Source organism: Streptomyces cyanogenus, from assembly GCF_017526105.1.
Lineage (GTDB): Bacteria > Actinomycetota > Actinomycetes > Streptomycetales > Streptomycetaceae > Streptomyces > Streptomyces cyanogenus.
Window position 1 is genome coordinate 6,779,924 of record NZ_CP071839.1, and the last position, 13,368, is coordinate 6,793,291.

Genomic DNA, 13,368 nt, shown 5'->3' on the forward strand with positions numbered 1-13,368 from the left:
CCTCAAGGCCTCCCTCTCGCCCGCAGGGCCCCTCAGGGCTGGGTCAGCACCACGCACGACTCCCCGGGCACCTGGAGCAGCCCGTCCGGGCCCGGTGCCTCGACCGGGTCCCAGGCCGCGAGGACGTCCACCCGGCCGGTGCCCAGCGGGATCGCCGCCTCCTGCCTGCCCAGGTTCACCGCCACCCGTACGTCCCCGCGCCGGAAGGCCAGCCAGCGGGCGTCCGCGTCGTACGCCACCTTCGTGTCGGCGAGGTCCGGGTCGGTGAGGTCGGGCTGTTCCCGGCGCAGCGCGACCAGCCGGCGGTACCAGGCCAGCACGCGCGCGTGGGGCTCGCGTTCCGGCTCCGACCAGTCCAGACAGGACCGCTCCCGGGTCGCCGGGTCCTGCGGGTCGGGCACGTCCTCCTCGGCCCACCCGTGCGAGGCGAACTCCCGCCGCCTGCCCCGCCGTACCGCCTCGGCCAGCTCGGCGTCGGTGTGGTCGGTGAAGAACTGCCAGGGCGTGCCCGCCGCCCACTCCTCGCCCATGAACAGCATCGGCGTGAACGGCGCGGTCAGCGTCAGCGTGGCCGCGCAGGCCAGCAGACCGGGGGAGACGAGGGCGGAGAGCCGGTCGCCCTGGGCACGGTTGCCGACCTGGTCGTGGGTCTGGCTGTAGCCCAGCAGCCGGTGCCCGGCCACGCGCGCGCGGTCCAGCGGCCGGCCGTGGCTGCGGCCCCGGAAGCTGGAGTACGTGCCGTCGTGGAAGTAGCCGCCGGTGAGCGTCTTGGCGAGCGCGCCGAAGGGGTCCCGCGCGAAGTCGGCGTAGTAGCCCTGCGACTCACCGGTCAGCGCGGTGTGCAGGGCATGGTGGAAGTCGTCGTTCCACTGCGCGTGCAGGCCGAGGCCGTGCTCCGCGCGCGGGGTGATGAACCGCGGGTTGTTCAGGTCCGACTCGGCGATCAGGAACAGCGGCCTGCCCACCTCGTCCGCCAGGCCGTCCACGGCCGCCGACAGCTCCTCCAGGAAGTGGCACGCGCGCGTGTCGTACAGACTGTGCACCGCGTCCAGCCGCAGCCCGTCGATCCGGTAGTCCCGCAGCCACGCCAGCGCGCTGCCCAGGAGGAACGCGCGCACCTCGTCCGAGCCGGGCGCGTCCAGGTTCACCGCCGAGCCCCACGGGGTGGTGTGCGTGTCGGTGAAGTACGGCCCGAACCGCGGCAGATAGTTGCCCGACGGGCCCAAGTGGTTGTGCACGACGTCGAGTACGACGCCCAGACCGAGCCCGTGCGCCCGGTCGACGAAGCGCTTCAGGGCCTCGGGGCCGCCGTACGGCTCGTGCACAGCCCACAGGGACACGCCCTCGTACCCCCAGCCGTGCCGCCCGGGGAAGGGACACAGCGGCATCAACTCCACGTGGGTCACGCCCAGTTCCACCAGGTGCTCCAGACGGGCGGCGGCCGCGTCCAGGGTGCCCTCGCGGGTGTACGTGCCCACGTGCAGCTCGTACAGCACCGCGCCCGGCAGCCCGCGCCCCGGCCACTGCGTGCGCCACTCGTGGCGCCCGTGGTCCACGACCGCGCTCAGCCCGTCCGGGCCGTCCGGCTGGCGGCGCGAGCGAGGGTCCGGCAGCACCGGGCCGTCGTCCAGCGAGAACCCGTACCGCGCGCCGTCCTGCGCCTCCGTCTCGCCCGTCCACCACCCCTCGCGCGCGGGATCGCGCGCCAACGCGCGCGTGGTGCCCTCGCAATGGAGCGTCACTCGGTCTGCCTGCGGTGCCCACACCTCGAACTGCACGGACGGTTCCCCTTCGTCTGCTCACCGTGATGTCCCGCGTCTCCATCGTGCCGCCCGGACGATCAATCCGCTTTCGAATCCGCCCTTTGCCGGCAGGTGTCGCGGAACTGCCCGCCCACCCGCACCGATTCCGCGTTTTCTGGACACTCGCGGTTCACTGCCCGACAATCACCTGCGTGACGTCGTCCTTCGAGTTCTCCACCTACCCCGCGCGTCTGTCCGACGAGGAGCGGGACAAGGCGCTGCGGGTGCTGCGCGACGGCGTCGCCATGGGCCGGCTCTCGCACGACACGTTCGTCCGCCGCATGGAGCTGGCGCTCGTCGCCCGCCGCTCCGACGAACTCGCGGCCCTCGTCGCCGACCTGCCCCGGGAGAATCGGTTCTCCCGCGCGGTCCTCGGCACCGTGGAAGCCGTCTCCGGGTTCACCGTGCGGCTGCGCCGGGCCTGGCAGGCCGAGCGGCTGCCCAAGCTGCTGCTGCCGCAGCCGTCGCACACCCACCCGCTGCGCATCGGCCGCGATCCCGCCAACGGACTGCGCCTGAACCACGAGACCGTCTCCCGCGTGCACGCCGAACTCCGCCATCAGGGCGGCCTGTGGATCCTCCGGGACCTGGGCTCCACCAACGGCACCACCGTCAACGGCCGCCGGGTGATCGCGGCGGTCGTCGTCCGCGAGGGCGACCAGGTCGCCTTCGGCCGGGCGGCGTTCCGGCTCGCGGCCCGCTGACCGGCCCACCCCGGTCGAACTGGTGCCCGGTCACGCGCGCGTACCCTCCCGATCGGGTGAGCCGCACTGCGGAAGCCGGGCCGCCGTGCCGATGGAACGGGCATGACGTACCTCACCAAAGCGGCAGCGGCGGCCGGCGCCCTGCTGGCCGCCACCGGCCTTCTCACCGCGGGCCCGGCCCGGGCGGCCTCCCGCGGCCCCCTCCCGGACAACTGGCTCTACCTGACGGTCACCAAGGGCGACGCCCGGTCCTCCGAGACCCGCGGCACGCTGCTGCTGTGCGACCCGCCCCTCGGGCACGCGCACGCGGCCGAGGCGTGCGCCGACCTGTCCGCCGCCGGCGGAGACATCGGCCGCATCCCGCCCGCGAACGTCTTCTGCCCGATGATCTTCGCGCCGGTGACCGTCCACGCGAGCGGGCAGTGGAACGGCCGGTCGGTCGACTTCCAGGAGACCTACAGCAGCGCGTGCACCATGAGGGCGCGGACGGGGTCGGTCTTCACCCTGGACGGCTGACCGGCGCACCACGGCCGGGCGGTGTGGGGCGGTGCCCGGGTGGCGTGGGCCGGGGTCCCGGTGGCGTGGGCCGGGGCCGGCTCACCACGCCTGCTCGCGCGCCTGCTGCGCCGCCACCAGCACCGTCCGGGACTGGTGCTCAACCTGGTGAGCCACCGGCACCCAGCGGGCCCTGAACCGCTCCGCGAAGGCGTCGCACCAGGTCGCGACGAGCTGCTCCAGGCGGGGTGCCGCCCGGTCGTCCGTCTCCCGCAGCACCCTCAGCAGCATCGCCGCGGCCCGTAGCGGCAGCCGCCGTCCGAAGGCGTCCACGCTGCCGACATAGGCCATCGTCGTACCCGCGGGAGAGGTGTGGGTCCAGTCCTCGGCCAGGCCCGGGATCAGCTCCAGCGCCCACCGCGCGGCCCGCAGCAGCGGCCCGTCCACGCCGTCCAGCCGGGGCAGCGCCTCGGCGAGGATGCGCTCCACCTCCCGCGCGTCCCGCAGCAGCCGCGCGGCCAGCCGCCGCATGGCCGCCGCCGGTGCCGGGTGCGGTGCCGGGTCGTCCACCAGGTCGCTGGCCCACATGGGCACCTCCACGACGGCTGTCAGACCGCCGTACCGGTGGGCGTGGTACCAGGTGCTGTGCCGGGCGTCGTCCGGCATGCTCGGATAGGCCACACCGCTCTCCGGGCCGGGCATCACGTGCACCCCGGGGCCGGAGGCCGGCCAGCCCGCCGCGTCCGAGGCCCCCGTCTCCACCGGGATGTGCAGTTCCGCCGCGGACTTGGCGAACGGCTCGGCGAGGCCCGGCACGTCCTTGGTCAGCTGCACCCAGCTGCCGCCCAGATCGGTGCCGTGCAAGGTCACCTGGAGGTACGGGCGCAGCTCGTCGATCACCCCGGTCAGCGCCCGGGTCTCGGGCGGCAGCCGGTCCGGCGGCAGCACCGAGGGCGACCACTCCGGCTGCTCCGCGCCCGTCGGCCGGTAGAAGCCGAGGTGGTAGTCGAGCAGGCTGCGCGGGGCCGGGGTGACGTGCAGACTCGCGCCGTCCGGGTCCGCGCACAGCAGGAAGTGCCAGGAGGTGCCCGCCCGCAACTCGGGCTCCGCCAGCACTCTTCGGGCAAGCACCCGCAGGGTGGAGCCGCCCGTCGGCTCGTTGGCGTGCGCGCCCGCCACCACGAGCACCGCACGGCGGGCGTGCCCCACCGACAGCAGGTGCAGGGGTCTTCCCGCGCGCGAGACGCCCACCTGACGCAGCGCGCACAGCCCGGGTTCCTGCGCCGCCAAGGCCCGAGCGGAGGCGACCAGTTCGGGAACGCTGGGATAGCGCAGCTCCGGCAGAGGACTCACCCCCGACTTGTCCGCCCGGCTTCGCCCTCCCAGTCCCGCATGCGGCGGGTCAACTGTCAAGCGTGCGGCCGGGGAGGCTCCCGGGGGCGCCCGGACGCAGTGGCCCGCCCCCGTCCGGGCCACTGCGTTCCGTGGGTTCACTGCTGGTGCAGACCGCGTCCCGCGAGTGTCAGGAACACCTCGCCCACCGCCTCCGACAGCGTGGGATGCGGGTGCACGTGCCGGGCGACGTCCGCGGGCTCGGCGTCCCAGCCGACGATCAGCTGGCTCTCGGCGATCATCTCCGACACGTGCGGGCCGACCAGGTGCACGCCCAGGACCTGCCCGCCGCCGGCCTCCGCCACCACCTTCACCAGGCCGCCCTGCCCGTGCACCATGCCCTTGGCGACGGCGGTCAGCGGCATCGTGTTGACGTCGACCTCGTGCCCGCGCGCGCGTGCCTCGGCCTCGGTCAGTCCGACCGAGGCGGTCTGCGGCGCGGAGTACGTGACCCGGGGCACGGCCGCGTAGTCCACCGGCGCCGACGGCAGCCCGGCCAGCGTCTCGGCCACCAGCAGCCCCTCCGCGAAGGAGGCGTGGGCGAGGCCGGGCGAGGGCGGCGGCAGGAGGTCGCCGACGACGTGCACGCCCGGCACGGCCGTCTCCAGCCGGCCCCAGTCGGCGGGGACGACGAACCCCCGCTCGTCCGTCGTCAGCCCGGCCGCGGCCAGGCCCAGTCCCTCGGTGACCGGCGCCCGGCCGACGGCCACCAGGAGCCGGTCCGCCGCCACCGTCCGGGTCTCTCCCCGCTCGGTGCGCACGCGCGCGCGTACACCGTGGTCCAGCAGCTCCGCGTCCAGCAGGCGGGCGCCCGCCTGCACGTCGATCCCGCGCTTCTTCAGGCCGCGCGTCAGGTGCCGGCTCACATCGGCGTCCTCCAGCGGCACGATCCGGTCGGCGGCCTCCACCAGGGTGACCTCCGCGCCCATGGACCGGTGGAAGGAGGCGTACTCCACGCCGATCGCGCCGCCGCCCAGCACCAGGACGGACCCCGGGAGCCCCGGTGCGAACAGCGCGTCGTCACTGGTCACCACCCGCCGCCCGTCCGGTGCGAGCCCCGGGAGCGTGCGCGGCCGCGAGCCGGTCGCGAGGACGATCCCGCGGCGCGCGGTGAGGTCCTGCCCGCCGGCCGTGCGCTCACCGAGCGCGCCCGGCGCCGCGTCCGCGCGCACACCCTCCACACGCACCGTGCGCGCCCCGGTCAGCCGTGCGCTGCCCCGCACCACCCGCACGCCCGCGTGTGCAAGATGCGCCTCCACACCCTTGTGGTTGCGCGCCACGATGTCGTCCCGCGTGGCCACCAGCGCCCCCCAGTCGACGGAGTCCACGGTCGCCTTCACGCCCCAGCGCTCGCGGGCCTCGGCGATCCCGTCGACCAGCTCGGCGGCGTGCAGCATCGCCTTGCTCGGGATGCAGCCCCGGTGCAGACACGTCCCGCCGACCTTGTCGCGTTCGACCAGGACGACGTCCAGCCCCAGGGAGGCGGCGCGCAGGGCGGTGCCGTAACCGCCGGTGCCGCCGCCGATGACGATCACGTCGGATGTATGGATGCCCGTATCGATGGTCATGGCATCCACCTTCCGTCCACCTCTTGTCATGAGTCCAAGGCAATGTTGTTGTGGAATCCATGCATGGTCTTCATGGGCGGACCAGGTGGACCAGGTGGACGGGGAGGGCACGGGGAGTTGAGCCTGCGCCAGATGGAGTACTTCGTGACGGTCGTCCAGGAGGCGTCGTTCACACGGGCGGCGGACGCCCTGCACGTCACCCAGCCCGCGCTCTCGCACCAGATCAAGGCGCTGGAGAAGTCGGTCGGCGGCGCCCTGCTGGAGCGGCTGCCCCGGGGCGTGCGCCTCACCCCCATGGGCCGCGCCTTCCTGCCGCACGCCGAACTCGCCGTCCGCAGCGCCGCGCAGGCCCGCCGCGCCGCCCGCGCCACCGTCGGAGCCGAGGGCGGCGAACTGCATGTCGCGGCCCTGCACTCCATCGCGGTCGGCGCCCTGCCCGACGTCTTCGCCCGCTGGCGCACGGCCCACCCGAGGGTCCTGCTGCGCCTGCACGAGTACGCCACCGCCGAAGCCCTGGAGGAGGCCGTGCAACGCGGCACCGCCGACCTCGCCGTCGGCCCCGAGCCGGCCGTCCGGTCCGGCACCGTCGTGCCCGTCGGCGAGGAGGAGGTCGTCCTCGTCGTGCCCTTCGACGACCGCCTCGCGGGCCGTACGACGGTCACGCTCCCGGAACTCGCCGACCACCCGTGGATCCGCTGCGCCATGGAACCCGTCGTGCACGGCGAACGCTTCCTCGACTGGGCCTGCGGGAAGGCCGGGTTCCGGCCCCGGACCGCCGTGTGGACCGAGCACACCTCGACGGCCGTACGCATGGCCGCCGCCGGCGTCGGGGTGTGCGCCGCGCCCGCCCACATCGTGCGCGGCGCCGTCGGCGAGGACTGCGTCGTCCTCAGCCCCGACCCGCCCTGGAAGCGCCCCCTGGCCGTCTACGCGCGCGTGCCGCCCACCGGGGCCGCCGCGGCCTTCGTGGACCTCCTGCGCGCCACCTGGCCGGCTCTGGAAACCTCCGGGCCGTACGAGGACTGCGAGCCGCCTGCCGTACCGGCCACCTGATCCGGCCGGCCCCTCAGTCCTGCGCGACCCGCTCCAGCAGCGCCACCGGCAGCCGGTCCAGCAGGTCCGCCACGCGCGCGTGGCCGGTGAACTCCCGCCCCGGGACGAGCACGTCCGCCCAGCGGCCCGGCGGCAGCGGCAGCGTCGTCTCCCGCCAGCCGCCCGCCTCCGCGAGACGCAGCGACAGCCGGGTCACCACCGTGACCACCTCACCGGAGCGCGCGAACGCCAGGCAGTGCTCGGCCGCCGGGCCCTCGGCGGCCAGCGGGTCGTACGACGCGTCCGCGCCGAACGCGGCCGGCCGCCGGGCGCGCAGCCGCAGCGCCGCCACCGTCAGCGCGTCCTTCTCGCCGGGCGCCTCCGGCGGGAACGCCGCCGGCCGACGGTTGTCCGGGTCCACCAGCGCCCGGTACTCGCCCTCCGAGCCCTGGTACACGTCCGGCACCCCCGGCATCGTCAGATGGACCAGCGCGGTGCCGAGGACGTTGGCCCGGACATGCGGCTCCAGCGCCTTGCGGAAGGCGGCCACGCGCTCGCCGGGCGGCCCGCACGGACCGGCCGCGACGAACGCCGCCACGGCCTCCTCGTACGGCGGCTCCTGCTCCGTCCAGCTGGTGTACATGCCCGCCTCGCGCACATGCTTCAGCAGCGCCTGCCGAACCCGGTCCTCCTCGGCCGGCCCCAGCCCGAACACCGTCTGCCAGGCCGCCCAGGCCAGCTGTCCGTCCGGCGCGCCCTCCTCGGCCAGGCTCACCTCGGCGAGCAGCTCGCCCCAGCGGTCCGGGCACTCGGTGAGGACCGCCAGTGCGGCGCGCACGTCCGCGCTCCGCTTGGTGTCGTGCGTGGAGACGACCGTGCCGGTGAGCGGCCAGTCGCGCTGCACGCGCGCGCAGTACGCGTGGAACTCCTCCGGGGCCACGCCCGGGCTGCCCGGGTCCCCGCCCACCTCGGCCGTCGACAGCAGCGGCACATAGCGGTAGAACGCCGTGTCCTCCACCGACTTGGCGCGCAGCGCCGACGCGGTCTGCGCGAACCGGGTGCGGAACTCCACGCGGTCGGCGTGGTCCGGCGCCGACGGGTCGCCGGGCGGCTCGACCAGCAGCCGGCGCACGATGCCGACGGCCTCGGCCTCCTCCGGCACCACGAACGCCAGCCGGGCCTCCGCGGCGGCCTCCTCGGTGATCACGGCGGAGGCGTCACCGGAGGCGTACGGCCGGTAGACCCGCATCCGCACCAGCAGCTCCTCCACGGCCGTGCGCAGCGCCCAGGGCGCGCGGTCGCGCAGCGACAGGTCGGGCGAGACGGCGCACAGCCGGGCGGCCACGCGGGTGAGCCGGTCCGTCTCGGTGGCCAGTTCGTGGGTGAGCACCTTGTACGCGGCCCGCCGGACCGTGGCCTCCCAGTTGCCGCCCCGGTCGGTCTGCGGTGCCGCGAACGCCCGGTAGCGGCCCAGCAGTTCGTACGCCCCGGTGCGGTCCGTGAACAGGCCGTCGACGTGCCGCAGGGCGTCGTAGCCCGTGGTGCCCGCGACGGGCCACGAGGCCGGCAGGTGCTCGCCGTCGGCCAGGATCTTCTCCACGACCGTCCAGCGCCCGCCGGTCGCCTCGTGCAGCCGCGCCAGGTAGCCGTCGGGGTCGGCGAGCCCGTCGGGGTGGTCGATCCGCAGCCCGTCGACCACGCCCTCCGCCAGCAGCCGCAGGATCGTGGCGTGGGTGGCCTCGAACACCTCCGGGTCCTCCACCCGCAGCCCGATCAGCTCGGAGATGCTGAAGAACCGCCGGTAGTTCAGCTCGGTACGGGCCAGCCGCCACCACACCGGGCGGTACCACTGGGCGTCCAGCAGCTCGGGCAGCGGCAGGTGCTCGCTGCCCGGGCGGAGCGGGAAGGCGTGGTCGTGGTAGCGCAGGACGTCGCCGTCGACCGCCAGGTGTGCCAGCTCCGAGCCGATCGGGCCGCCGAGCACCGGCAGCAGCACCCGGCCGCCCTGCGCCTCCCAGTCGATGTCGAACCAGCGCGCGTACGGCGACCCGGGCCCCTCCCGCAGCACCTCCCACAGGGCGCGGTTGTGCCGGGGCGACACCGCCATGTGGTTCGGCACGATGTCCACCACCAGGCCGAGGCCGTGCTCCCGCGCGGTGCGCGCCAGCGCGCGCAGCCCCTCCTCGCCGCCCAGCTCCTCGCGCACGCGCGCGTGGTCCACGACGTCGTAGCCGTGCGCGGAGCCGGGGACGGCCTCCAGGACGGGGGACAGATGCAGGTGCGAGACGCCGAGCGACGCCAGGTACGGTACGGCCGCTTCGGCGGCGGCGAACGGGAACGCGGGCTGGAGCTGCAGCCGGTAGGTGGCCGTGGGCACCCCCGGTCCGGGTCGCGCAGAAGTCATGGGAACCTACGTACCCCGCTCGCCGGGTTTCGTGTCATCGACCCCCGGACGGACCCATGCGCGCGTGCCCGCAACGAGCACCGGGAACGAACGGGGGAGCCGCGCCGGCATGCGGCCCACCCCGCCGGAAGGACCCGGGGCGAACGGTCGTTCGACCTCCGCTCACGTCCGGGACGGCTTCTTCCCGGTGAAGAGCCAGGTGTCGAAGAGGCCGGTCAGGTCCTTCCCCGACCTGGCCTCGCACAGGTCGACGAACTGCCGGGTGTCGGCGTTGCCGTGCCGGTGCCGTCGGGTCCAGGTGCGGAGGATGTCGAAGAAGGCCTCGTCGCCGACGGCCTCGCGCACCTTGTGCACCACCATCGCGCCGCGTCCGTAGACCGGCGGGTCGGAGACGTGCCCCGCACCGGGCGGGTCGGCCGGCGGGAAGGCCCAGATGCCCTCGCTCTCGGTGTCCCTGCCGTCGTAGAAGTCCCGGAAGATCTCCTTGGTGTCCCTGCCGCCGTGGTCCTCCTCCCAGAGCCACTCCGCGTAGGTGGCCAGCCCCTCGCTCAGCCACATGTCCTTCCACGTGCGGGGCGTGACGGAGTCGCCGAACCACTGGTGCGCCAGCTCGTGCACGAGCAGCGCCTCGTCCGGCGCCTCGTCGAAGTAGGGCCGGGTCTGGGTCTCCAGGGCGTAGTCGAGCCCGGGCAGGTGGTCGACGACGGCACCGGTCGAGGAGAAGGGGTAGGGGCCGAAGCGGTCGCCTGCCCAGTCGACGACCTCCTTCACCGCGTCCACGACACCGGCGGCGTCCTCGGACTCGTCCGGGTCGACGGCGACGTAGACGGGCAGGTCGTCGTCCGTCCATCCCTTGTGGATCTCGAAGTGCCCGACCGAGACGTGGGCGAGGTAGCTCGCCATGGGCTCCTCGGTACGCCAGTGCCGGACCACGGCACCGCCCTTGTCCTCCTCGGCGATCAGCGTGCCGTTGCCGACCACGTCGTAGGGGTCGCCGTCCTCGTCCTTGGGCACCGTGACCGTGATGTCGTACGTGGCCTTGTCCGACGGGTGGTGGTTGCCCGGGAACCAGGTCGTGGAGCCGGTCGGCTGGCCCAGGGCGGTCGCGCCGTCGTCGGTCTCGATCCAGCCCTCAAGGCCTCCGTCGTCGCCCTGGAGCGTGCGGGGGGTGCCCTCGTAGGTGACGACCGTCCTGAAGGTCTCGCCCTTGCGCACCGCCTTCGCCGGTGTCAGGACCAACTCGTCGTCCCTGCGTGCGACGTGGGCCTTCGCTCCCTGCACCGTGGCCGTGCGCACCCGCAGTCCGGTCAGGTCGAGGTCGAAGCGGCTCAGGCCCTGGGTGGCCCGTGCCGTGATGACCGCCCTGCCCTTCAGGTGGTTGGTCTCGGGAACGTAGTCCAGTGTCAGCCCGTAGTGCACGACGTCGTAGCCGCCGTTGCCGAGCGCCGGGAAGAGCCGGTCGCCCACTCCGGCCGTGCCGGGCCTCGCGGCCGCGGCGGCTCCGCCCGCCGGCGCGGAGCCCGTGCAGGACGTCGTCATGGCCAGGAGGAGGGCTGTGGCCGGCAGCCAGCCGGACGGACGGCCCGGGACCGCCGGACGGGGCCGGCCGCTCCTCGTGGTCTGAGGTGTCATCTCGTCTCTCCCGTCGAGCGCAGGACGCGAGATGTCAGAAACCCCGTGGGGGCTCCTGGTTGCCTCGGAGCCGCCGAAAGTTGTGCAGGCCACCCGGCCCCGCCCGGCCTGTACGCGCGGGGGCGGGACGCGCGGCCCCACCGCGGGGCGGCCTGGGGCGGAGAACCGGCCCCAGGCCGCCGGCGGGACGTCCCTCGCCCCCGGCCTCCGCTATGCCGGCCGTTGCAGCACCGTCAGGCTGCGGTCCGGCAGGGTGATGCGGTCCCCGGCCGCGACCTTCTCGCCCGTTCCCGGCGGCACGCCCTCCGGCCGGGCCGTGTCGACCACCACCTGCCACTGCCGGCCGTGGTCGACCGGTACCAGGAAGTCCAGCGGCTCGGGAGAAGCGTTGAACATCAGCAGGAAGGAGTCGTCGGTGATGCGCTCCCCGCGCGGGCCCGGCTCGGAGATGGCGTGGCCGTTCAGGAACACCGTCAGCGCGGACGCCTGCGCCGAGTTCCAGTCCTGCTGCGTCATCTCACCGCCCTCCGGGGTGAACCACGCGATGTCGGACAGCTCGTCATGGGTGCCCTCCACCGGACGGCCGTGGAAGAAGCGGCGCCGGCGGAAGACGGGGTGGTCCCGGCGCAGCCACACCATCGCGCGCGTGAACTCGAGCAGGTCGCTCTCCAGGGACTCCGGCCAGTCCACCCACGACAGCTCGGTGTCCTGGCAGTAGGCGTTGTTGTTGCCGCGCTGGGTGCGGGCGAACTCGTCCCCGTGGCTGATCATCGGCACGCCCTGGGACAGCATCAGCGTGGCGATGAAGTTCCGCATCTGCCGGGCGCGCAGCCGCAGCACCTCCTGGTCGTCGGTGTCGCCCTCCGCCCCGCAGTTCCAGGACCGGTTGTGGCTCTCGCCGTCCCGGTTGTCCTCGCCGTTGGCGTCGTTGTGCTTCTCGTTGTACGCCACGAGGTCGTGCAGCGTGAAACCGTCGTGACAGGTGACGAAGTTGATGGAGGCGAGCGGCCGGCGGCCGTCGTCCTGGTAGAGGTCGGAGGAGCCGGTCAGCCGTGAGGCGAACTCCGCGAGGGTGCGCGGCTCGCCCCGCCACAGGTCCCGTACGGTGTCGCGGTACTTGCCGTTCCACTCGGTCCACAGGGGCGGGAAGTTGCCCACCTGGTAGCCGCCCTCGCCCACGTCCCACGGCTCGGCGATCAGCTTCACCTGGGAGACCACCGGGTCCTGCTGCACCAGGTCGAAGAACGACGACAGCCGGTCCACCTCGTGGAACTGCCGGGCGAGCGTCGCCGCGAGGTCGAAGCGGAAGCCGTCGACGTGCATGTCGGTGACCCAGTACCGCAGCGAGTCCATGATCAGCTGGAGCACGTGCGGGGACCGCATGAGCAGCGAGTTACCGGTGCCCGTGGTGTCCATGTAGTAGCGGGGGTCGTCCGCGAGCCGATAGTACGACGGGTTGTCGAGGCCCTTGAAGGACAGCGTCGGACCCAGGTGGTTGCCCTCGGCGGTGTGGTTGTAGACCACGTCCAGGATGACCTCGATCCCGGCCTCGTGCAGCGCCCGGACCGCCGACTTGAACTCCAGCACCTGCTGGCCGCGGTCGCCCCAGGAGGCGTACGCGTTGTGCGGGGCGAAGAAGCCGATGGTGTTGTAGCCCCAGTAGTTGTTCAGGCCCATGTCGACCAGCCGGTGGTCGTTCACGAACTGGTGCACGGGCATCAGTTCTAGAGCCGTCACCCCGAGCTTGGTCAGGTGTTCGATGATCGCCGGGTGGGCGAGGGCCGCGTACGTGCCCCGCAGCTCCTCGGGGAGCCCCGGGTGACGCATGGTCAGGCCCTTCACATGGGCCTCGTAGATCACGGTGTGGTGGTAGTCGGTGCGCGGCGGGCGGTCGTCGCCCCAGTCGAAGTACGGGTTGATCACCACGGAGGTCATGGTGTGCGGCGCCGAGTCGAGGTCGTTGCGCCTGTCGGGCGCGCCGAAGTGGTAGCCGTACACCTCCTCTCCCCATCGGACCGCCCCGCTGACCGCCTTCGCGTACGGGTCGAGCAGCAGCTTCGCCGAGTTGCAGCGCAGCCCGCGCCCGGGGTCGTACGGGCCGTGCACCCGGAACCCGTACCGTTGCCCCGGCATCACGCCCGGCACGTACGCGTGCCGCACGAACGCGTCGCTCTCGCGCAGTTCCACCGCCGTCTCCGAGCCGTCGTCGTGCAGCAGACACAGCTCTACTCGGTCCGCGGCCTCCGTGAAGACCGCGAAGTTGGTTCCGGCGCCGTCATAGGTGGCGCCGAGCGGATACGCCTCTCCAGGCCAGACCTGCATGGATACGACTCTCCCAG

9 protein-coding genes are annotated in these 13,368 nt (G+C 73.7%); 3 read left to right on the forward strand and 6 right to left on the reverse strand.

Going from position 1 to position 13,368, the window contains the following annotated elements; translation table 11 throughout:
- Nucleotides 1-32: 32 nt before the first annotated feature.
- Complete coding sequence (gene treZ / locus S1361_RS30455) at nucleotides 33-1,778, reverse strand: malto-oligosyltrehalose trehalohydrolase (RefSeq protein WP_208035098.1); 1,746 nt, start codon at nucleotides 1,776-1,778, stop codon at nucleotides 33-35.
- Between the two features lie 176 nt (nucleotides 1,779-1,954).
- Between treZ and S1361_RS30460 the strand changes: the two genes are divergently transcribed.
- Complete coding sequence (locus S1361_RS30460) at nucleotides 1,955-2,506, forward strand: DUF1707 and FHA domain-containing protein (protein ID WP_208035099.1); 552 nt, start codon at nucleotides 1,955-1,957, stop codon at nucleotides 2,504-2,506.
- A 102-nt stretch (nucleotides 2,507-2,608) separates the two neighbouring features.
- The gene (locus tag S1361_RS30465) at nucleotides 2,609-3,022 is read left to right on the forward strand and encodes an SSI family serine proteinase inhibitor (protein ID WP_208035100.1); all 414 of its coding nucleotides are present in this window, start codon (nucleotides 2,609-2,611) and stop codon (nucleotides 3,020-3,022) included.
- 81 nt (nucleotides 3,023-3,103) lie between these two features.
- Here S1361_RS30465 and S1361_RS30470 read toward each other — a convergent pair whose 3' ends face one another.
- Both S1361_RS30470 and lpdA read right to left on the reverse strand, forming a co-directional pair.
- Nucleotides 3,104-4,354: a M14 family zinc carboxypeptidase gene (locus S1361_RS30470; protein ID WP_208035101.1), complete on the reverse strand. Its 1,251-nt coding sequence runs from the start codon at nucleotides 4,352-4,354 to the stop codon at nucleotides 3,104-3,106.
- A gap of 137 nt (nucleotides 4,355-4,491) precedes the next feature.
- Nucleotides 4,492-5,961 (reverse strand): dihydrolipoyl dehydrogenase, encoded by a 1,470-nt coding sequence (lpdA, locus tag S1361_RS30475; protein ID WP_208035102.1) that lies wholly within the window; start codon nucleotides 5,959-5,961, stop codon nucleotides 4,492-4,494.
- Between the two features lie 117 nt (nucleotides 5,962-6,078).
- Between lpdA and S1361_RS30480 the strand changes: the two genes are divergently transcribed.
- On the forward strand, nucleotides 6,079-7,014 hold the full coding sequence (locus S1361_RS30480) for a LysR family transcriptional regulator (protein WP_208035103.1): 936 nt from the start codon (nucleotides 6,079-6,081) through the stop codon (nucleotides 7,012-7,014).
- Nucleotides 7,015-7,027: 13 nt separating this feature from the next.
- Here S1361_RS30480 and treY read toward each other — a convergent pair whose 3' ends face one another.
- From treY to glgX, 3 genes are all read right to left on the reverse strand, one after another.
- On the reverse strand, nucleotides 7,028-9,397 hold the full coding sequence (gene treY / locus S1361_RS30485; protein ID WP_208035104.1) for a malto-oligosyltrehalose synthase: 2,370 nt from the start codon (nucleotides 9,395-9,397) through the stop codon (nucleotides 7,028-7,030).
- 162 nt (nucleotides 9,398-9,559) lie between these two features.
- A complete protein-coding gene (locus S1361_RS30490; protein ID WP_208035105.1) occupies nucleotides 9,560-11,029 on the reverse strand; it encodes a M1 family metallopeptidase in 1,470 nt (489 codons plus the stop codon).
- A 210-nt stretch (nucleotides 11,030-11,239) separates the two neighbouring features.
- The gene (gene glgX, locus S1361_RS30495) at nucleotides 11,240-13,351 is read right to left on the reverse strand and encodes a glycogen debranching protein GlgX (RefSeq protein WP_208035106.1); all 2,112 of its coding nucleotides are present in this window, start codon (nucleotides 13,349-13,351) and stop codon (nucleotides 11,240-11,242) included.
- Nucleotides 13,352-13,368 lie beyond the last annotated feature (17 nt).